Below are 20,236 nucleotides of genomic sequence, written 5' to 3'. Positions count from 1 at the left end.
ATCGCCCGCGAACTCTACCGAATCATCACCGCAAACCAGCCTCAGCCGACCACTTGACATCCATAGGAGCATCTACGCTCGGCGAGCAGTCGGAGTGGGGTGGCGCAGCAATCTGTGTGGACGGGGTACTAGCTCTTCACGCCGCCCGCGGTGAGGCCGGAGATGATGCGGCGCTGGAACAGCAGCACCATGATGACCAGCGGGATCGTAACCATCGTGCCCGCCGCCATGATCGCCGCATAGGGCTGCACGAGCGGGTTGTTGCCGGAGAAGCGCGCGATCGCGACGGTCACCGGTTCGGTCCGGTCGCTGGAGAGCAGCCGGGCTAGCAGGTATTCGTTGACCGAGGCGATGAAGGCCAGGATCGCGGTGGTGAAGACCGCTGGCGCGGCCAGCGGCAGCATGACCAGTCGGAACGCCTGCATCTTGGTCGCGCCGTCGATGCGCGCGGCTTCTTCGAGCTCCCAAGGCAATTCGGCGAAGAACGAGGCCAGGATGTAGACGGTCATCGGCAGCACGAACGAGATGTTCGGGATGATCATCGCCTGGTATTCACCGATCCAGCCGAGATTGGTGAACAGCTGGAACAGCGGGGTGACCAGCACCACCACCGGGAACATCGATGCGGACAGGATCAGTCCGGAGACCAGGTACTTGCCCTTGAAGGTCAGCCGCGCCAGCGCGTACGCGGCGAGTACGCCGAGCACCAGCGCGGCGGCCGTCGTCACCGCGCCGATGATCACGCTATTGGTCAGCGCCTTGCCGAAGTCGTTGCCGCGACTGGTGTCGAAGGCATTGCGGAAGTTCTCGAGCGTGACGTGGGTGGGCCACGGGGTGTTGTCGAAGGTGTAGTCCGGATCGCGGAACGCCGTGACGGCCATCCAATAGAACGGGGCAAGGCCCCATACGAGCACGATCAGCGCACCCAGGTACAGCCGCACCGGACCCAGTCGCTTGGTCCAGGGTGTGGGTGCCGCATTCTTTTGGGCCGCAGGCTTTTCGGTGATCACCGTGGTCATCAGTGCGCCTCCCGCTGTTCTTCCTGGGTCCGAACGGCATTGGCGCCCAAGACCTTTACCAGCAGGAACGCCACCGCGAAGATCAGCAGGAAGGTGATCGTCGAGAGGGCGGCCGCACTATTGGGGCCCTGGCGAACCTGTTCGACCACCAGCGCCGAAATCGGGCGGGTGGACGGATTGCCCAGCGTCATGATCGCGGGCAGATCGTAGAGGCGCAGGCCGTCCATGGTGCGGAATAGCACCGCGACCAGCAGCGCGGGCTTGAGCAGCGGCAGGGTGATCTGGGTGAAGCGCTGCCAGGCCGACGCGCCGTCAACCCGCGCCGCCTCGTACACATCGGCCGGAATCACCTGCAGACCGGCCAGCAGCAGCAATGCCATGAACGGCGTGGTCTTCCAGACGTCGGCGGCGATCACCGCGAACCGCGCGGGCCAGGCCTCCGAGGTCCACAGGATGTGGGTGCCGAAGACCCGGTTCACCACGCCGTCGTACTGGAACATGAACTCCCACAACCGGGCGGTGACCGCGGTCGGAATCGCCCACGGCACCAGCACCGCGGCACGCAGCAGGGCGCGGCCCTTGAAGGTCTTGCCCATCACCATGGCCATGCCGAGGCCGAGGGTCGCCTCCAGGGTCACCGTGATCACCGTGAAGAACAGCGTCACACCGATGGCCAGCCAGAACTGCGAGCCGAGGTTGCCGGTCGGGCAGGAGACCGTCTCGCCTGCCGCCTGACACTGCTGCAGCAGCCAGTGCGTGTAGTTCGAGAAGCCGGCGCTGCCGCCCTCGACGAACATGCCGGTCGCCGGGTCGAGCCCGGGGTCCTTCTGGAACGACATGTACAGCGCGCGGAAGACCGGATAGCCGACGACCACCGCGAGGGTGATCAGCACGGGCGTGACGAATAGCCACGCCTTACCGGAACGCCGCAGCTCCAACGCCAATGTTCCACCGAATCCGCGCTTGTTCGGCACGGGAGTGGCCGTTCCCGAAGGATCCGACACCGTTTCTACTCTCCTACAAGGTGGTCGGGTCCGCTGCTCTTATGCCTACGACCCGGCTGTCTCGATGCCCTTTTGCATACCGGTGATCGCGTCGTCGACGGACTTGGTTCCGTTCAACGCAGCATAGGCGTTGTCCTGGATGGCCTTCGACACCGCCGGGTAGAACGGGGTAACCGGACGCGGCACCGCATTGGCGATCGAATCCTTGAGCGCGGGCAGGTATGGCATCTTCGCGATGAGCGCCGGATCGTCGTACATCGACGCGCGCACCGACGGCAGCGCACCGGCCGCGACGATGTGCTGCGCGTCCTCGCTGATCAGGTAGCGCAGGAAGTCCAGCGCGGTGGCCTTGTTCTTGGAGAACGCGCTGATGGCCGCGTTGTAGCCGCCCAGCGTCGAGGCGCCGACGCCGTTCTCACCCGGCAGCGGCGCGACCCCGAACTTGTCCTTGACCGCGGAGGATTCCGAACCGGCGTCACCGAAGGTGGACGGCCAGTTGCGCATGAACAGCAATTTGCCGGTGTTGAAGGCGTTGGCGCTCTCCGGCTCCTTGAAGGTGATGGCTTCCTTCGGGATATCGCCGTTGCGGTACGCGTCGACCAGCACCTTCAGTCCGGCGCGCGCCTGCGGGGTATTGACGGTCGGGGTCTTGCCGTCCGCGCCGACGAAGGTGCCGCCGTAGGCGTTGATGGCCTCGGCGGCGTTCACCGTCAGGCCCTCGTACGGTGCGAGTTGGCCTGCGTAGCAGCCGATGTTGTTCTGCTTGGCGATCGGGCACTGCGCCAGCATCTCGCTCCAGGTCTTGGGCGGATTCGGCACCAGGTCCTTGCGGTAGAACAGCAAGCCGCCGTTGGTGTTTCGCGGCGCGGCGTAGAGCGTGTTGTTGTAGGTGGCGCTGGCGACCGTCGGGGAGAGCAGGGCGGAGGTGTCGATCTTGAAGGTGTCCTTCAGCGGCTGGATCCAGCCCTTCGCGGCGAATTCCGCGGTCCACGGCACGTCGAGGGCGACCACGTCATAGCTGGACTGCTTGGAGCGCATGTGTTCGACCAGGTCGTCGTACTGCTGCGAGGCGTCGTTGGACTGCTCTTTGAACGTCACCTGCTCGTCTGGGTGCGAGGCATTCCAGCGCTCGATCAGCTGCTTGACCGCGCCGGTCTCGGTGGTGTCCTTGCCCTCCACATAGGTGATCGGGCCGCGACCGGTGAGGTTCTGGCTGGACGGATTACCGCCGTTATCGCTGGAGCAGGCACTGGTGAACGTCGCCATGAGCAGCGCCGCAGAGGCGGCCGCCACCGTCGCGCGGGGCACGAGCGACGAACGTAGGGACGACACCTTCTTCAAAGCCATCGCGAACACTCCAAGGTCGAGACGTGAGCAGCAGCACACCTTGCAGGTGCACAAGGCAAGATACATGGTTGTTATATGTGACGCAGCGATTGCGCCCGTAAACGGGCCGGGTCCGACGTCACGGCCGCGCTGTCGCAGCTGCTCGTTAGGCTGACCGTGATGACTTCGCCGAATGCGGTTCCCGACCGGATGCTGACCCGGATCGGTGGGTTGCTGCGCCAAGCCGAATCGACCGATAACGAACACGAGGCCGAGGCGTTTCTCGCCGCGGCCCAGCGGTTGGCGACCAGATCCTCGATCGATCTCGCGGTGGCCCGCGCGCATATCGCCGGACGTGAGCGCAGGCCGACCCCGGTGCAGCGGATGATTCCGATCGGCGAACCGGGTAAGAAGGGGCTGCGCACATATGTGCAGCTGTTCGTGGCGATCGCGGCGGCCAATGATGTGCGCTGCGATGTTGCGCGCACCTCGACCCAGGTCTACGCGTACGGCTTCGATTCCGATATCGATGCGTGTGAAGCCCTCTACACGAGCCTGCTCGTGCAGATGGTGCGTGCGTCGGATCAGTACATCAAGTCGGGCCGATACCGTTCGGCCACTGTGGAAAAGATCGTCACGGAGAAGCGCTGGGGCCGCCAGGTGCAGCGCCGGATCCAGGCCCCGGTCGCCCCGGTGACCGCCCGCCTGAACTTCCAGATGGCCTTCGCCGCGCGAATCGGCCGCCGCCTGGCCGAGGTGAAGGCGGAGGTAGAGGCCGAGGTGGTCCCCGCCACCGCTGCCGCAGGTACCGCACTTGCCCTGCGCAATAAGGAAATCGAGCTCACCGATTTCTACAAGCGGACCTCGGAAGCCCGGGGCACCTGGCGCGGGCCGCAGGCTTCGGCCGGACATTCGGCGGCGGCCCGGCGGGCTGGTGATCGTGCGGGTCGGGCGGCGCGGTTGGGGACGTCGCTGGAACTGGGGGCTGCGCGTGGGGAATTGCCTGGGGGGCGGGGTGAGTGAGTTGGGGCGGTCGAGTGCCGCGCGGTTGGGTAGGTTTTCCGAACTCGGTGGCACGCGTGGGCGATTGCCCAGAGGTGAGTTGGGTGAGCTGGCGGTTTCGTTGAGTATGGGGGCGGGTTGCTTCCGGACTGGGCGCCGCATGGGCAATCTGCCAGGATTGCGGGTCGAAGTGAGTTGGGTGCGCCGGTGAGGTTTTGTTGTGCGTGGGGCGTGCCGCGCGGGTGGGTGGGTCTTCTGAACTCGGTGGCGCGCGAGTGCCCGGGATGTGGGGCGACATGAGGGCATCGAGCGTATGAGCGAGACGGAGCGCCAGGAGTTTCGTTGCGTGTGGGTTAGCGGGCTTGGACTCGGCGGGCTGGGTGGGGCGAGGTGGGTGGCTCGGGCGATACCGGATCAGCCGCGTGGTGAGCGCATGAGCTGGGTACGGTGAGTGCGCGAGATGGCCAGCGCGCCAAGGTGTATGACGCCGAGCAGCTGGTGCGAGGGGTCTTCGATCGGGCGGATGAGTACGGTAATCGCACGGTGGAGATCTACGGTTCGCACCTCACGCTGCCGATCGAGCGTCGCTTCGCGTCGGTTGAGTCGGTGCAGGTCTATGCCGATAAAGTGCTGAGTCTCAATTGGGTTCGGGCGCAATGGGAGCGCGCCGCCACGCCGGTGCGGGTCCGGTCCCGCGCCGGAACCTCCGCCGCCCACTATGAGGCCGCGGAAGCGGTGCTTGCGGTCCCCCTGCACACCGGCGCGACCGCGTGGGCACTGCGCGAGCTGGTGATCCTCCACGAACTCGCCCACCACCTCGAACCAGCGGCCGCATCCGTCGCGCCCCACGGCCCCGAATTCTGTAGTCGCTACCTCGAACTCGTCGACGGCATCATCGGGCCCGAAGCAGGTCTGGTCCTCCGCTCGTCCATGCTCAGCTGTGGCGTCCGCCTGAGTTGACGCCTGACGTGTTTCCATCGCGGCCCCGCGGGCAGCCGCCCGTGATGTCGGCAATGCCGGGTCGACACGGGCACCGATCGTTGAGGCGAGTGGAATGGCGGTGCGAATGTGCCAGCCGCTGTTTCGTTGGCCTCGATCAGCGGGGCGGGGGAAGTGCGCGGACTCGGGTTAGGCGGTCTTCCCACCAGCGGATTCGTGCAGGGTCGGGGTGGCGGTAGCGCTCGAGTCGGGCGGGGTCGGGAGTCGGGGGAGTTTTCGGGACGGGCATGAAGCCGTCGACCGGGCGGAGGGAGTCGGCAACGAGGTCGCCGTCGAGGAGGGACAAAGTGCCGAGGCCGCAGGCGAATTCGAGGGTGGGCAACGCGGCGGCAAGGGCGAGTTGGGCGGCCAGGCCGACGCTGGTCTCGAGGGCCGAGGACACCACGCAGGGCAGTCCGGCGGCCTCGGCGACCCGGAGTGCGCGGCGCACCCCGCCCAAAGGCGTGCATTTGAGTACCGCGATATCGGCCGCTCCGGCCACCGCCACGCGCAGCGGATCCTCGGCGCGGCGGATGGATTCGTCGGCGGCGATCCGCACATCGACCCGCCGCCGCACCGCCGCCAGTTCCTCGATGGTGCGGCACGGTTGTTCGACGTACTCCAAACCGCCTGCGGCACGGTCGATCTGCTCGATATGCGCAACGGCGGTCTCGACATCCCAGACCGCATTGGCATCCACGCGAACGGATCCATCCGGCCCCAGCGCATCCCGGACTGCCTCGACCCGTGCCAGATCCTCGTGCAGTGAATCGGCGTGGTCGGCGACCTTCACCTTCGCCGTCCGGCACCCTGATCCGGCCACGATCGCATGCGCCCGTTCCGGATCAACCGCTGGCACCGTGCAATTGATCGGAATCCGTTCGCGCACCGGCTCCGGCCACCCGACCGTCACCTGCTCGACGGCAGTCGCCAGCCACCCCGCCGCCTCCCGATCGTCGTACTCGGGAAACGGACAGAACTCCCCCCACCCCAACGCCCCCCTGATCAACATCCCCTCGCGCACCGTAATACCGCGGAACCTGGTCCGCATCGGAATGGCGTATACAAAGCTATCGCTCATCACCTCCAGCCTAGAGGCCACCAACACCGCCCGTTAGACGGCATCGACTCACCACCGGCGCCCCCCCAGCCACCCGGCCCTCTTCACCCCCACTCCCAGGAGATCCCGCCCAGCATCGCCACACTGCCAACCCCCCAAACCCCATGTCAGCCGAGAATGCGCTGGTGCAGGGGTGCTCTCGACGTTTACCTGCATGAGCGCATGGTGATCGTTTGTCCAGGGGGTTGGGGCAGGCTGAGAGGGGGCGGGGAGGCGAGGGGGATTGTGTCAGCGGGGCTGGGGTGGAGTGGCCTGTGTGGGACGTCGGCCATGGTGTGCGGGTGTTTTGGTGCGGCGGAGGGGGTGTGCTGGGGGTGGAGCGGCGGTCATGCTGGGGGTATGGGATCGGGGCATTGGGGGGTGCGGGTGGCGAATGCCGTTCGGGTGGTGGTCGGGGCGGTTATTGCGGTTGGGTTTTCTTGGGTGGTGGCTGCGTTCGTGCCGTTGTACGAATTGCTTGGGCGGGGGGCGGATCCGGCGGGCGGTGTGCGGTATCTGCCGGTGGCGTATTGCGTTGCGTGGGTTGGTATCGCGCTGTCTGTGGTGGTGGTTGGGGTTATGGTGCTCGGGAAGATTCGGTATCGCCGTCGGATCGCGTGGGTGCCGTTGGTTGCGGTGCCGTTGGTTGCCGAGTCGTGGTTGCTCGGGTTTCTGATTGCGGTGGTGTTGGTTTCGATCTGAGCTCGGGTGGTTGTCCTTGCTGTGAGCCGGGCACCGAATCGTCATAGCCCGCCTTGAACTTCCAGCCCACCGCGACAGACGCTGGTCACCTGGTTCGATCTGAGCTCGGCCGGTTACTCTTGCTGTGAGCCGGGCACCCGCATGCGGGCTACCCGGCTCAGCGGAACGCCGTGGTCAGAGGCGTTCGAGGATGGTGGCGTTCGCCAGACCGCCTGCCTCACACATGGTTTGCAGGCCGTAGCGGGCGCCTCGCTCCTGCATGGCGTGCACCAGTGTGGTCATCAGGCGGGCGCCGGAGGCGCCGAGTGGATGTCCGATGGCGATGGCGCCGCCATTGACGTTCACCCGGGACAGATCCGCCCCGGTGTCGTGGGCCCAGGCCAGCACCACCGGCGAGAACGCCTCGTTGATCTCGACCAGATCGATATCCGAGAGTTGCAACCCGGCGCGCTGCAAGACCTTTCGCGTGGCTGGGATCACCGCGGTCAGCATGAGCAGCGGATCGTCACCGGCCACCGCGAAGCTGTGCAGCCGGGCCAGCGGCTTCAGGCCGAGTTCCTTGGCGCGCTCGCTGGTCATGATCAGCACCGCGGCACTGCCGTCGCTGACCTGGCTCGCGGTCGCCGCGGTGATCTGCCAGCCGATTTCCGGGAAGCGCGCGGCCATGGCCTCGTCGTAGTAGGCGGGGCGCAGTTTGCCGAGGGTCTCGAGGGTGCTGCCGACCCGGATGCCCTCGTCGGTTTCCAATCCGGCGATGGGTGCGAGCTGACCGGTGAACGCGCCGTTCTTCGTGGCCAGCGCGGCCTTTTCGTGGCTGCCGAGGGCGAATTCGTCGAGCTGGGCGCGGGTCAGCCCCCAGCGCGCCGCGATCAGTTCGGCGCTGATGCCCTGTGGCACCAAACCCTCCGGGTAGCGCTCGGCGAAGCCGACGCCGGAGATGTCCTTGGACCCGATCAGGTTGGCGCCCATCGGAATTCGGCCCATCGACTCGACACCCGCCGCGACCACGATGTCGTAGGCGCCGGCGATCACGCCCTGTGCGGCGAAGTGAATGGCCTGCTGGCTGCTGCCGCACTGGCGGTCGACCGTGGTCGCGGGAACGGATTCCGGATAGCCCGCGGCCAGCGCGGCGCGCCTGGTCATATTGGCGCCCTGCTCGCCGACCTGGGTGACGATGCCGCCGATCACATCGTCGATGAGCGCCGGATCGATGCCGCTGCGGTCGACGACCGCGCGCAGGCTGTGCGCCAGCAGGTCCACCGCGTTGACGTTATGCAGCGCCCCGTTCGGCTTGCCCTTGCCGATCGGCGTGCGTACCGCTTCGACAATCACCGCGTCTCTCATGGTGGTTCCTTTCGAACCGCGAGCCAGACCCCTTTGCCTGGCTCTATTGCCTTATAGTCAAATTAACGTCTGGATATAGTCACCTCAAGTCAGATATCGCTATGATGTTCGTCATGGCAGCCGTAATGGAAGGATCGCTGGCCGATCTGAGCGCGTGGAAACCCACGGAATGCTCGATCGCGAAGGCAATGGACATCGTCGGCACCCGCTCGGCGATCCTGATCCTGCGCGAGGCCTACTACGGCACCACGCGCTTCGACGGCTTCGCGGCGCGCGTCGGCATTACCGACGCGGCGGCCTCCGGCCAGCTCCGCAGGCTCACCGAGGCGGGCCTGCTCACCAAACGGCCGTACCAGGAGGAGGGCAAGCGCACCCGACACGAGTACGTGCTCACCGATATGGGCCGCGACCTGCTGCCCGCTGTGCTCGCGCTGATGCAGTGGGGCGATACGTACCTGCAGCCGGGACCCGCACCGCTACTGCTGGTCGAGGAGTCGAGCGGCGCGCCGGTCCGGGTTGAGGTCCGCAGTGATGAGGGTCGTGAGATCGACCTGGAAGAACTCGGGATCAGGCTCAACCCCGACTATGCACGCGCCCGATCAGCGAAGTGATCGCGCGGATGTCGTCCGAGCGTCGAGCGCAGCCCGTCGGCCCACACCGCCGATCCACGTTGGTGCCGCACCACTGGCCCGTGCTGGTGCTGCATCGCCGCCCCGTCTTGGTGCCGCGCGGCTTACCGCGCTGGTCCCATACCGCCGATCCGCGCTGGCGCTGTACTACCGACTCGCGTTGGCGCTGCACCGCTGATCCGCGCTTGGTCCCGTTCTGCTGATCGCGTTGGCGCCGCTGCGTCGATCCGTGCAGGCGCCGAACCGTTCGTTGATCCGCGTTGGTCCCGTACCGCCCGTGGTGCTGCGCACTGCCGATTCGCGTTCGTGCTGCACCGCTGGCTTGTGTTGGTGCTGCGCGGCTGATCACGTTGGTGCTGTACCGCCGATTCGCGTTGGCGCTGCACCGCTGATCCGCGCTTGGTGGCCGCGCACTGCCGATTCGCGTTCGTGCTGCACCGCTGTCTGTGTTGGTGCCGCGCGGCAGACCGCGTTGGTGCCGCGCACCGCCGATTCGCGTTCGTGCCGCACCGCTGACTGTGTTGGCGCCGGAGCGTCGTTCCGTGCTGGCGCCTTCCACGCCCCGCAGTGGTCCCGTACCGCCCGTTGATGTCGCGTACCGCGGATCCGCATTCGCGCGGCATCGCTGGCTTGTGTTGGTGCTGCGCGGCTGATCACGTTGGTGCTGTACCGCCGATTCGCGTTGGCGCTGCACCGCTGATCCGCGCTTGGTGGCCGCGTACCGCGGATCCGCATTCGCGCGGCACCGCTGGCCTGTGTTGGTGCTGTATCGCTGATCTGTGTTGGTGCCATTGCGCTGGCCCGGGCTGGTGCTGTACCGCCCGCCCGCGTACCGCGCGATCCGCGCTGACGCCGTACCGCTGATCAGCAGAAGACGCCCTCAGCCGGTGACAACCGCGTAGTTGATGTCCTCGGTGCCGAGCTTGTTGTAGAGGTGGACCCACAGTAGGACGAGGGGTTCGGTGCTGCGGGCGGTTACTACGCCGCCGAGGTCGATGATCTGCTCGTCGGTCCAACCGAAGGATTTCAGGAGGTCGGCGACCTCGGATTTGGCGGACTCGTCGTCGCCGCTGAGGAAGACGTTGTGCCGACCCGGGATTCGGGACGGGTCGACCATGAGTTGATTGTTCATGGTGTTGAGGGTTTTCACCACGCGCGCGGCGGGGAAAGCCTGTTGGATCTGCTCGGCGACGCTGCCTGCCTCGGGGGTGGCCAGCTTCGGTGGGAATCCGGCGGAGAAATCCAGTGCGTTCGATACGTCCACAATGACTTTCCCGCTCAGATTCGCCGCACCGGCGGCGGTGAGCGCGGCCAGTGAGACGGTGCCGGACGTCGCATTGATCACCAGTTCGGCATCGGCGGCGGCATCGGCGAAAGTGCCATGGGCGCTACCGGTCTCGCGCGCCCACTCGGTCGCTGCCGCATTGTCGGCGGTGCGCGAGCCGAGCGTCACCGCATGCCCGAGTTCGACCAACTTGCTCGCCAGCCTGCGTCCGACCTGCCCGGTCCCCAGCACCGCTACCTTCAACGTCCGCTCCTCGCGTCGATCCTCGTTCGAGCGTCGAGTTTAGGAACACGGGGTGGTCTTCGCGTGGCCTTCCGCCGTGGGCGAACGCCACCGGCGTTGTCTCGGCGAGCGCGCCGATGCATGCCGACTCGCTCGAAAATTCAAGGGGGAAGCATGTCGTCCGCATCGCCGCGCCGGTGGGACTGCCTGTTGCCATTGGCTGTCGACGTTCTCATGTTCGGGGGCTTCGCGCTCTACATGAAACCCCTGTCCATGTACGAGGACTCGTATCCAGCCGCCGCTCCGCCCGGCTTGTGCGCCGCGACCGGTACCAGCCTGTTCCAGCGTTTGGTGCAAGACGGCGTGCCGAAAGGCGATCTACTCATCGGGTTCCGGCGAGGCTTGCCAGTACCGCACCGCCGAAGACCGTCGGATCGACTCCGATACGTATGGCTTCTTGGATGTGCGGCTACGGCGTCATGACCAGGTCAGCCGGGACTCGGGTGCCGACCGTGCCGCCGACGCGCTCGCCTCATCCTGTGCGAACACCGCGCTCGCCGGGTCGCTTCAGACTGCGACCAGTCTCCGGGACGCGGCCTGTACCGCCTACAACGACGGGCGCAAGGACGGCACCGCATACGGTTCGGCCGTGGTCCGACGCGGTGCGGACCTGCTCTGGGTGGAGTACTACACGCACCCCGGCGCCGCCGGACAAGCTCAGCAGGCGGTCACCGAGACAACGCTAGCGGCCCCAGCGGGCGTCCAATGATCGTAATCTGTTCTGCGCGTGCACTTTTCGCCCTTTACGGATCGGCAAAAGTACACGCGCAGGGCAGTTCAGGCCAGGCGACGACCGTCGACAGCGGAGAAGAAGTACGTGTGCTCGGACGTGGCCGTCAACTGCACCCGAGTGCCCTTCGCCGGCGGGTTACGCCAATCCGCCCGCGCCACGATGGTTTCGCCAGCACCGTTCGTCGCGCCCTCGGCGATGGTGCGGCCGTAGATGTACGCGTCGGAGCCCAGCTCCTCCACCACATCGACCTCCATCTGAATGCCCGACTTGTCCACCGCCGCGCCGAACTCCAGGTGCTCCGGCCGGACACCGACCACCACCGAACCCTCGGCCGCATCCGCGACCGACCGCGGTACCGGCAGCGCGGCCCCGCCGAGTTCCACCGCGCCGTCGGCGACCGGCAGCGTGAACAGATTCATCGCGGGCGACCCCATGAATCCGGCGACGAATACATTCGCCGGATTCCGGTACAGATCGCGCGGTGTCGCGCACTGCTGCAGCAGCCCGTCCTTGAGCACCGCGACCCGATCGCCCATGGTCATCGCCTCGACCTGGTCGTGCGTGACGTACACGGTGGTGGTGCCGAGGCGACGCTGCAGCTGCGCGATCTGCGTGCGGGTCTGCACCCGCAGCTTGGCGTCCAGATTCGACAGCGGCTCGTCCATGAGGAATACCTGCGGCTGGCGCACGATCGCCCGGCCCATCGCGACGCGCTGGCGCTGACCGCCGGACAGCGCCTTCGGCTTGCGGTCCAGATACGGCTCGAGGTCGAGCAGTTTGGCCGCCTCCAGCACCCGCCGCTCCTTCTCCGCCTTGGCGACCTTGGCGAGTTTGAGCGCGAAGCCCATATTCTCCGCGACCGTCATATGCGGATAGAGCGCGTAATTCTGGAACACCATCGCGATATCGCGTTCCTTGGGTTCGGCATGTGTGACGTCGTTCTCGCCGATCAGAATGCGTCCGTCATCGACGTCCTCGAGTCCGGCGAGCATGCGCAGCGAGGTCGACTTACCGCAGCCGGACGGACCGACCAGAACGAGGAATTCCCCGTCGGCGATCTCCAGATTCAGCTTGTCGACGGCGGGTTTGGACGAGCCCGGGTACAGCCGGGTCGCGCTATCGAAGGTCACGGTGGCCATGACAGATCACATCCCATCACCGGCAGGAACGTGCCGGACGATCCGAGTAAGGGTTGACCGGCGATACTACTGGATGTGCTCGCTTCGCACACGATGTGCTCGAGTTCGCGCAGGAATCGGGTCGGATCCCGCATCGACGGTGAAATGGTAAGCGCTCGAAGATCGGCGACTTCTTATCGGTCGCTCGCCGGGGTCAGCCGGTAGCCTCGATCGGGGAACCAGTTCGAGCGACGAGGAGCAGGCTCATGACCCGACCGGTTCGAATCGGAGTACAGCTACAGCCTCAGCACGCGCCCGACTACGGACTGCTGCGCGATGCCGTACTGCGCGCGGAGGACGCGGGCGTCGATATCGCCTTCAACTGGGATCACTTCTACCCGCTGGCCGGCGATCCCGACGGCGCGCATTTCGAATGCTGGACCATGCTCGGCGCCTGGGCCGAGCAGACCGAACGGATCGAAATCGGCGCGCTGGTCACCGGCGGCGGCTATCGCAATCCCGATCTGCTCGCCGATATGGCGCGCACGGTGGACCACATCAGCGCCGGCCGACTCATTCTCGGCATCGGCGCGGGATGGTTCCAGAAGGACTACGACCAGTACGGCTATGAATTCGGTACGGCGGGAACCCGGCTGGCGCTGCTGAAGGAGAATATGGCCCGGCTCAGCGCCCGGCTGAAGAAGCTGAACCCGCGGCCGACCCGTGATATCCCGATCTTGATCGGCGGCGGTGGCGAGCGCAAGACGCTGCGGCTGGTCGCGGAATACGCCGATATCTGGCACACCTTCGCCGATCTCGAGGCGATCACGCACAAGAACAAGGTGCTCGCCGACCACTGCGCGGCCGTCGGCACCGATCAGGCGAAGATCGAGCGCTCGGTGCAGTGGCCGGGTGCGGAGCAGGCCGCGACCTTCGTCCAGGCCGGGGTGACCCTGTTCACCGTCGGGGTCAGCGGGCCGAAGTTCGAGCTCAGCGAGGTCGAGCGGGCGATCCGGTGGCGTGATGAGTTCAATCCGGAGCCGGTCAGCGGTTTGGCGTAGGCGGCGCGGAACTCCGGTCGATGGCCGGATTCGAATCACCGTGATCCGAATCCCGGGATCGGGCGGTGGTGCCCTGTCCGCGCACGCCCGGCGGCCGTGAGCTGGGACGGTGTGCTGCGACCGACTGCGAGCGCTCCGGGGTAGCTGCGGATTAGCGCCGATCGGACGCTAGGGTTACGCGTCATGGCTGGTCTGCCCGCTGTGCGGTCTCGTGCGCTGATCGCCGTGATATTGCTTGCCGTCGGCCTAGCCGCCACGGCCTGCGGTTCCGGCGACCATTCAACCGATCGAAATCAATGCACACCACCCGGGCTGAGTGCGGCATCGGCCGCACCGACGAATCTGGGCTCGGCCGCCTCGGCGGGTGCGGACAAATACACCACCGCGAGCACCCTGCCGCTGTCGGCAATCGATGCCAGCAAACTGCGGCTGAGCACGCCGGGCAAACTCACCGTCGGCACGCTTTCGGACGCACCGCCGAGCATCTGCTTGAATTCGGCGGGCTCGTTCACCGGCTTCGACAATGAGCTTTTGCGCGCGATCGGTGCGAAACTCGGCCTCCAGGTGGAGTTTTCGGGCACCGAATTCGCGCCGCTGCTCTCGCAGGTCTCCGGCGGTCGCTTCGATATCGGTTCGTCGAATATCACCACCACTGCCGAGCGCCGCGAGCGCGTCGGCTTCACCAATGGCTACGACTTCGGCTATTTCTCCCTGGTCGTCCCGAACGGCAGTGCCATCAAGGGCTTTTCGGATCTGGGGCGCGGCACCAGAATCGCCGTTGTGCAGGGCACGGTGCAGGACGATTACGTGGTCAACCAGCTGCATCTGGATCCGGTGAAATTTCCGGACTACGCCACCGCGTACGCAAATCTGAAGACCGGTCAGGTCGACGCCTGGGTCGCGCCATCGGCGCAGGCCGAGGGCCAGGTGAAGCCGGGCGATGGCACCTCGATCATCCAGAACACCTTCAGTCTGGACAATTTCGTCGGCTATGCGGTCGCCAAGAACAACCAGCCGCTGATCGATGCGCTCAATAGCGGTCTGGACGCCGTGATCGCCGATGGCACCTACGCCAAGCTCTACACCGAATGGGTGCCGCGGCAGCTGCCGCCCGGATGGAAGCCCGGTTCGAAAGCCGCACCCGCACCGCAACTTCCGGACTTCGCCGCCATTGCGGCCGAGAAGAAGCCGACCGACGCTGGGGCGAACGCGCCGAAATCCACACTGACGCAGTTGAAGGAGACCTTCTTCGACTGGTCGCTGTACCGCAAGGCATTTCCCGACCTGTTCAAGACCGGTCTGCCGAATACCCTCATCCTGGCCGTGGTTTCGGGTGTTCTCGGTACCGTTCTCGGCATGCTGCTCGCGGTGGCGGGCATTTCCCGGACCCGCTGGCTGCGCTGGCCCGCCCGCGTCTACACCGATATTTTCCGCGGCCTGCCCGCCGTCGTGATCATCCTGATCATCGGCCTCGGCATCGGCCCGGTGGTACGAAATATCACCGGCAACAACCCGTATTGGCTCGGCGCTATCGCACTCGCCCTGCTGGCCTCGGCGTATATCGGTGAAATCTTCCGCTCCGGAATCCAATCCGTGGAGCCGGGGCAGCTGGAGGCCGCGCGTGCCATCGGCTTCGGCTACCGCCAGGCAATGACATTGGTGGTGATCCCGCAGGGTGTGCGCCGGGTGCTGCCCGCGCTGATGAACCAATTCATCGCGCTGATCAAGGATTCGTCGCTGATCTACTTCCTCGGCCTGCTCGCCACCCAGCGCGAACTGTTCGCGGTCGGCCGAGATCTCAACGCGCAGACCGGAAATCTCTCGCCGCTGGTCGCCGCGGGCCTGGTCTACCTGCTGTTGACCATTCCGCTCACGCACCTGGTCAACTACATCGACCGCCGCATGCGCACCGGCCGACCCGACCAACCCATCGACCAGGTCGAGGCGGCCACGATTACGGAAGGGCGCGGATAGATACATGAGCGAGCGAAGCGAGCGAATCGAAAACACAGCGCCTAGAGGCGGTCATGCCGGAACCGAGCGCCAGCGAGGTGGAGGCATGAGTGCCTCCCTGACCGGAACCGGCCTGCATCTGACGCTCGGCCACAACCATGTGCTGCGCGGCATCGATATCCACGTCGACGCGGGGAAAACCACCACCGTCATCGGGCCGTCCGGCTCCGGCAAGTCGACGCTGCTGCGCGTGCTGAACCGCCTGCACGAACCCGATCAGGGCGACGTGCTGCTGGACGGCAGATCGGTGCTCACCGAGGACCCGGATGAGCTGCGCCAGCGCATCGGCATGGTGTTCCAGCACTTCAATCTGTTCCCGCACAAGACGGTCGCCGAAAATGTGGCGCTCGGGCCGCGCAAGTTACGTGGGCTGTCCAAGGATGCGGCACGTGCGCTGGCCGTCGAACAGCTGGAGGTGGTCGGCCTGGCCGCGAAGGCCGATACGCGTCCGGCGAATCTGTCCGGCGGTCAGCAGCAGCGCGTCGCGATCGCCCGCGCGCTGGCCATGCAGCCGGAAATCATGTTCTTCGACGAGGCCACCTCGGCGCTGGATCCGGAACTGGTGAAAGGCATTCTCGCGCTGATGGCCGATCTGGCAACCGAGGGCATGTCGATGATCGTGGTGACCCACGAAATGGGTTTCGCGCGCAGCGTCTCCGACAGTGTGCTGTTCATGGACGCAGGTCAGGTCGTCGAAACCGGCACACCCGACGCGCTGTTCGACAATCCGCAGACCCCACGCCTGCAGCGCTTTCTCGCTCAGGTTCTGTGACCTACAGCACACTCCTAGTAAACTCAATAGATGCGCACCTGCTAATGTGTCGACGCTCTCGGCGCTATACGTCCAGCGATGGAAACGAGGAGGTCTGATGGCCACAGCGCATATCGAGCACACCGAACACCAGCACGTCCACGGCCCGGATTGCGGCCATACCAAGGTGGTCCACGGTGACCACGTCGAATACGCCCACGACGGCCATCTGCACCGCGAACACGCCGGCCACTACGACGAATGCGAACCGACCGCACACGTCGAACACCCGGGTCACGACCACGTCCACGGTCCCAACTGCGGCCACGAAGCCGTACAACACGGTGACCACGTCGACTATCTGCACGACGGTCACCGCCACGCCGCCCACAACGGCCACTACGACGACCACTGAGTTCGATCGCTGCACACCGGGGCTGGTGGCGCTCGCACGGCACGATTGTGCTGTGCGAGCGAGTGTGGGGGCGGATCAACACCAGTGGAGCCGGAGCAGGTCAAGGGCGCGATCGAGGAGCGCCTCGGTACGTGGTCCGATACCGCACGGCGCAGGTCGCCCGAAACTGCCTCGCCAGCAGACGCGGGCTCGCGTAGACATGGCGGATGGGTGATTCAGGGGTCCGAGTGCGGCTGCTGACCGCCGACGACTGGTCTGCATTCCGGAGTATTCGGCTGCGTGCCTTGGCCGACGCGCCGCAGGCATTCGGGTCGACACTCGAGCACGCGCGGGCCAGGACCGATCAGGATTGGCGGGAGCTGCTGGCCCATCGAGCGCAGTTCGTGGCCAGTGTCGACGGCAGCGACGTCGGGACGGCTGCGGGGCTGGATGATCCCGAACGGTCAGGAGCGCACCTGATTTCGATGTGGGTTGCTGGAAAGGCACGGGGAACAGGGGTTTCGGATCGCCTCGTGCGAGCTGTGGTCGACTGGGCGGTCGATACGGGGCATCGCAAGGTGTGGTTGGAGGTTGCGGCGGGCAACACGGCGGCCGAGCGGTTGTATCTGCGACACGGGTTCGTGCGCACGGGAATACAGGGGATGATCGGGCCCGCAGATCCACGGCCGGAATTCGAGATGCTGTTGGAGCTGTGATGACGACCCGCCTGAAAACCGGTGCCGCACTGCTGATTCTGTCGATCTCGTACTACGTCATCGAGCTGATCGTGGCCGCACGCTGGCCCGCGCCGCATGACTACAGCTGGTCGCGCAATATGATCAGCGATCTCGGTGTCCCCGAATGTCTCGGTGAAATGCACCGATACGGCACCCCGCGGGACAGGTTCATCTGCTCGCCCTGGCACGCACTGATGTCCGCAGAATTCGTGCTGCTCGGCATCCTCGTGCTCGCCGCCGCGGTGCTGCTGTCGCCGATGCTTCCGAAAAGGCCACTGGCCAGGTCGATTCCGTATCTGGCCATGATCAATTGCCTCGGCAATGTGTTGGTCGGCGTCTTCCCTGGCAGTGCGGGCGAGGTGCCCGATGGCAATCACCTTCGCGCCGTGCTGCATCCCACCGGCGCATACCTGGAACTGTTCTCCGGCATCGCGATCATGGCGATCATCGCCTGGCTGTACCGGCCGCATCGCGGTTACACCGCATTGACTCTCGCCCTGCTGGCCGTGAGCATCTTCGGCATGGTCGCCGCGCTGACCAGCGAGAACTTCGCGCCGGGTGCGGCCGAACGCCTGGCCATCGACCCCTTCGTCTGGTGGCGAATCGGCACCGGTGTCGTGCTGCTCGCGATGGCTCGACGCGGCACCGCGCCGATCACATACGTATAGGTCGGCGAAAAGTACTTATAGATGACTGATTCGGCGCACCCTGCTCTGCCCATAACGTAGTTCCTGTCAGCAAGAACGACAGAAACCGCAGATCAGAAGCCTAGGAGGCCATCATGAACGAGCTCGTCGCACAGTACCTGGAAGTCTGGAACACCACCGATGCCGCCGCACGCAAGGCTGGAATCGAAGCCGTGTTCACCGCCGACGCCACCTACACCGACCCGCTGGCCGCGGTCGCCGGACACGACCAGCTCGACGCGGCCATCGCCGGAGTCCAGGCCCAGTTCCCGGGTTGGGTGTTCACCCTCGCCGGACCGGTCGACGCCCACCACGACCAGGTGCGATTCACCTGGGAACTCGGCCCCGCGGACGCACCTGCCGTCGTGATCGGCTTCGATGTCGCGGTCGTCGAGGACGGGCGCATCGCCAACGTCTACGGCTTCCTCGACAAGGTTCCCGCCGCCGCCTGACCTGCTCCCCGCCGCCGCCATCGGGTCTACCGATGGCCGCGGCCCCCGATCATCCGAAATCGTTACCCCAGAAGGAAATACAGCCATGACCACCACCGCCCCCGCCTACATGTCCACCCTGCTCGCCCCCGGCCAGAACCTGCTGCGCGCCGCCCTGCGGCTGGATGCCGTCATCACCGGCGTCAACGGCCTTGCCTACCTGGCACTTTCGGGCCCGCTGGAATCGCTGCTCGGCCTCGACCGCGAGATCGGTATCCCGATCGGCATCTTCTTGACCCTCTACGGCATCGGCGTCGCCCTGGTCGGCATGGCCAAGACCATCAATACCAAGGCCGCGGCTGTCGCCGCCACCGCCAATGCCGCCTGGGTCGTGGTCAGTCTCGCCGCGCTCGTCGAAGGCGTGCTCGAACTGAACCTGGTCGGCTCGATCTGGACCGTCATGCAGGCGGCCACCGTCGGCGGCTTCGCGGCCCTGCAGTACCTCGGCATCCGCAAGGCCCGCTGAATCTTGGAACCAACCGACCAACTCCGCGAAACGCGGCATCGGCAGTGCTTACCCACCCCGCCGGCTCCGCCGGCTGCCGTCCCCATAAGCCGATGCCGCGTTCGGCGTTTGTGGTCGGTACCGCCCTCTAGAGTCGAGCCCGTGCTCGAGGCAACCACGATTCCCACCGAGTTCGGCACCTTCGACGCGTTGACCAGCGGCGCACCCGGTGGCCGCGAAGTCATGCTGCTGCACGGCTTTCCGGAGGCCGCCATCGCATGGGAATTCCAGCTCACCGCGCTCGGCGGCGGGGGCTGTCATGTCGTCGCACCTGATCAGCGCGGCTATTCGCCCGGCGTGCGCCCCGATAAGGTCGCCGACTATCGCGTGGTAGAGCTTATCGGCGATGTCATCGCCATTGCCGACCAATTGGGTTGGCAGCGTTTCGATCTCGTCGGCCACGACTTGGGTGCGCACGTCGCGTGGGCGGTTGCGGCCGAATTCCCGGGACGGATCCGCACCCTGACCGCCATATCGCAGCCACACCCCGCCGCCTTCCTACAGGCCATGGCCGAGGACGAGGACCAGGCCCAGCGCGCCCAGCACTTCTCCTACTTCCGCCAGCCCCGCACCCCCGAACGCGCCCTACTCGCCGATGACGCCGCCGCCCTGCGCAAGATCTTCGACTGGAAGATCCCGCAGGAGCGCATCGACGACTACATCCGCCGCCTCACCCGCCCCGATGCCCTCACCGCGGCCCTGAACTGGTACCGAGCCCTCCCGCTCGCCGGTCCAACCGCCCCGATAGCCGTCCCGACCCTCTATGTCTGGAGCACCGAGGACACCGCCATCGGCTCCACCGCCGCCCTCGGCACCGCCAACCACGTCACCGCCCCCTACCGCTTCGAAATGCTCGAAGACATCTCCCACTGGATCCCCGAAGAAGCCCCCGAATCCCTCACCCGGCTACTCATGCAACACCTGCTCACCCACCGCTCGTAAGGCGCGTTGAAATGTCTCTACCTGGTGACTCGTTCCCTCGACCCGACCGGTGCCGGTCGGGCACGATGGACCATGCGATGGAAGCCCGCGGTCAACGCGTTCGCGATCACCTTCGCCGACCGCTGGCCACGCCCG

21 protein-coding genes and 1 pseudogene are annotated in these 20,236 nt (G+C 66.0%); 15 read left to right on the top strand and 7 right to left on the bottom strand.

Annotated elements, in window-relative coordinates; genetic code table 11:
- Positions 1 to 128 precede the first annotated feature (128 nt).
- The 3 genes from ABZ293_RS21965 to ABZ293_RS21955 all read right to left on the bottom strand — a co-directional run bounded on the left by ABZ293_RS21965 (position 129) and on the right by ABZ293_RS21955 (position 3,370).
- Positions 129 to 1,019: a carbohydrate ABC transporter permease gene (locus tag ABZ293_RS21965; RefSeq protein ID WP_355183284.1), complete on the bottom strand. Its 891-nt coding sequence runs from the start codon at positions 1,017 to 1,019 to the stop codon at positions 129 to 131.
- The gene (locus ABZ293_RS21960) at positions 1,019 to 1,993 is read right to left on the bottom strand and encodes a sugar ABC transporter permease (RefSeq protein ID WP_355183306.1); all 975 of its coding nucleotides are present in this window, start codon (positions 1,991 to 1,993) and stop codon (positions 1,019 to 1,021) included. The genes ABZ293_RS21965 and ABZ293_RS21960 overlap by 1 nt, the downstream gene beginning before the upstream one ends.
- 75 nt (positions 1,994 to 2,068) lie before the next feature.
- The gene (locus tag ABZ293_RS21955) at positions 2,069 to 3,370 is read right to left on the bottom strand and encodes an ABC transporter substrate-binding protein (protein ID WP_355183282.1); all 1,302 of its coding nucleotides are present in this window, start codon (positions 3,368 to 3,370) and stop codon (positions 2,069 to 2,071) included.
- Between the two features lie 159 nt (positions 3,371 to 3,529).
- Between ABZ293_RS21955 and ABZ293_RS21950 the strand changes: the two genes are divergently transcribed.
- Positions 3,530 to 4,372: a DUF2786 domain-containing protein gene (locus ABZ293_RS21950; protein WP_355183280.1), complete on the top strand. Its 843-nt coding sequence runs from the start codon at positions 3,530 to 3,532 to the stop codon at positions 4,370 to 4,372.
- 426 nt (positions 4,373 to 4,798) lie between these two features.
- Positions 4,799 to 5,311: a TIGR04338 family metallohydrolase gene (locus ABZ293_RS21945; protein WP_355183279.1), complete on the top strand. Its 513-nt coding sequence runs from the start codon at positions 4,799 to 4,801 to the stop codon at positions 5,309 to 5,311.
- Between the two features lie 136 nt (positions 5,312 to 5,447).
- Here the strand turns inward: ABZ293_RS21945 and ABZ293_RS21940 are convergent, their stop codons facing one another.
- Positions 5,448 to 6,410, bottom strand: a complete 963-nt coding sequence (locus tag ABZ293_RS21940; RefSeq protein WP_355183277.1) for an o-succinylbenzoate synthase — start codon at positions 6,408 to 6,410, stop codon at positions 5,448 to 5,450.
- Positions 6,411 to 6,815: 405 nt separating this feature from the next.
- Between ABZ293_RS21940 and ABZ293_RS21935 the strand changes: the two genes are divergently transcribed.
- Entirely contained in the window at positions 6,816 to 7,130 is a 315-nt protein-coding gene (locus ABZ293_RS21935) for a hypothetical protein (protein ID WP_355183275.1), read from the top strand.
- Between the two features lie 174 nt (positions 7,131 to 7,304).
- Here ABZ293_RS21935 and ABZ293_RS21930 read toward each other — a convergent pair whose 3' ends face one another.
- A complete protein-coding gene (locus ABZ293_RS21930; protein WP_355183273.1) occupies positions 7,305 to 8,474 on the bottom strand; it encodes a thiolase family protein in 1,170 nt (389 codons plus the stop codon).
- Between the two features lie 101 nt (positions 8,475 to 8,575).
- Here ABZ293_RS21930 and ABZ293_RS21925 point away from each other — a divergent pair, with 101 nt between their 5' ends.
- The gene (locus tag ABZ293_RS21925) at positions 8,576 to 9,085 is read left to right on the top strand and encodes a helix-turn-helix domain-containing protein (RefSeq protein ID WP_355183271.1); all 510 of its coding nucleotides are present in this window, start codon (positions 8,576 to 8,578) and stop codon (positions 9,083 to 9,085) included.
- An 898-nt stretch (positions 9,086 to 9,983) separates the two neighbouring features.
- Here ABZ293_RS21925 and ABZ293_RS21920 read toward each other — a convergent pair.
- Entirely contained in the window at positions 9,984 to 10,631 is a 648-nt protein-coding gene (locus ABZ293_RS21920; protein ID WP_355183269.1) for an NAD(P)-binding domain-containing protein, read from the bottom strand.
- 436 nt (positions 10,632 to 11,067) lie between these two features.
- On the opposite strand from ABZ293_RS21920, the gene ABZ293_RS21915 reads away from it, so the two are divergent.
- Positions 11,068 to 11,379: a hypothetical protein gene (locus tag ABZ293_RS21915; protein ID WP_355183267.1), complete on the top strand. Its 312-nt coding sequence runs from the start codon at positions 11,068 to 11,070 to the stop codon at positions 11,377 to 11,379.
- Positions 11,380 to 11,447: 68 nt separating this feature from the next.
- On the opposite strand, the gene ugpC is transcribed toward ABZ293_RS21915, so the two are convergent.
- Positions 11,448 to 12,542: a sn-glycerol-3-phosphate ABC transporter ATP-binding protein UgpC gene (gene ugpC / locus ABZ293_RS21910; RefSeq protein WP_355183265.1), complete on the bottom strand. Its 1,095-nt coding sequence runs from the start codon at positions 12,540 to 12,542 to the stop codon at positions 11,448 to 11,450.
- A 245-nt stretch (positions 12,543 to 12,787) separates the two neighbouring features.
- Between ugpC and ABZ293_RS21905 the strand changes: the two genes are divergently transcribed.
- From ABZ293_RS21905 to ABZ293_RS21860, 10 genes and pseudogenes are all read left to right on the top strand, one after another.
- Positions 12,788 to 13,582 carry an LLM class F420-dependent oxidoreductase gene (locus tag ABZ293_RS21905; protein WP_355183263.1) on the top strand — a complete coding sequence of 265 codons (795 nt, stop codon included), beginning with the start codon at positions 12,788 to 12,790 and terminating at the stop codon, positions 13,580 to 13,582.
- 183 nt (positions 13,583 to 13,765) lie between these two features.
- Positions 13,766 to 15,556, top strand: coding sequence for an ABC transporter substrate-binding protein/permease (locus ABZ293_RS21900; RefSeq protein ID WP_355183261.1), 1,791 nt, complete (start codon positions 13,766 to 13,768; stop codon positions 15,554 to 15,556).
- 85 nt (positions 15,557 to 15,641) lie between these two features.
- Entirely contained in the window at positions 15,642 to 16,367 is a 726-nt protein-coding gene (locus ABZ293_RS21895) for an amino acid ABC transporter ATP-binding protein (RefSeq protein ID WP_355183259.1), read from the top strand.
- 94 nt (positions 16,368 to 16,461) lie between these two features.
- Positions 16,462 to 16,761, top strand: coding sequence for a hypothetical protein (locus ABZ293_RS21890; RefSeq protein WP_354960915.1), 300 nt, complete (start codon positions 16,462 to 16,464; stop codon positions 16,759 to 16,761).
- Positions 16,762 to 16,967: 206 nt separating this feature from the next.
- Positions 16,968 to 17,456, top strand: a complete 489-nt coding sequence (locus ABZ293_RS21885; protein ID WP_355183257.1) for a GNAT family N-acetyltransferase — start codon at positions 16,968 to 16,970, stop codon at positions 17,454 to 17,456.
- Positions 17,456 to 18,145 (top strand): DUF998 domain-containing protein, encoded by a 690-nt coding sequence (locus ABZ293_RS21880; protein WP_355183255.1) that lies wholly within the window; start codon positions 17,456 to 17,458, stop codon positions 18,143 to 18,145. Before ABZ293_RS21885 ends, ABZ293_RS21880 begins: the two co-directional genes overlap by 1 nt.
- Before the next feature lie 113 nt (positions 18,146 to 18,258).
- Entirely contained in the window at positions 18,259 to 18,615 is a 357-nt protein-coding gene (locus ABZ293_RS21875; protein ID WP_040697384.1) for a nuclear transport factor 2 family protein, read from the top strand.
- An 85-nt stretch (positions 18,616 to 18,700) separates the two neighbouring features.
- Positions 18,701 to 19,120 (top strand): hypothetical protein, encoded by a 420-nt coding sequence (locus ABZ293_RS21870; RefSeq protein WP_355183253.1) that lies wholly within the window; start codon positions 18,701 to 18,703, stop codon positions 19,118 to 19,120.
- A gap of 141 nt (positions 19,121 to 19,261) precedes the next feature.
- Entirely contained in the window at positions 19,262 to 20,101 is an 840-nt protein-coding gene (locus ABZ293_RS21865; RefSeq protein WP_355183251.1) for an alpha/beta hydrolase, read from the top strand.
- 3 nt (positions 20,102 to 20,104) lie between these two features.
- A pseudogene (locus ABZ293_RS21860) lies at positions 20,105 to 20,230 on the top strand (IS256 family transposase); the annotation flags it as partial.
- Positions 20,231 to 20,236 lie beyond the last annotated feature (6 nt).

The organism is Nocardia sp. NPDC005998 (assembly GCF_040614395.1).
Classification (GTDB): Bacteria; Actinomycetota; Actinomycetes; order Mycobacteriales; family Mycobacteriaceae; genus Nocardia.
Note: the sequence above shows the minus strand (reverse complement) of the source record. Positions and strands in the feature narration are given on the sequence as shown.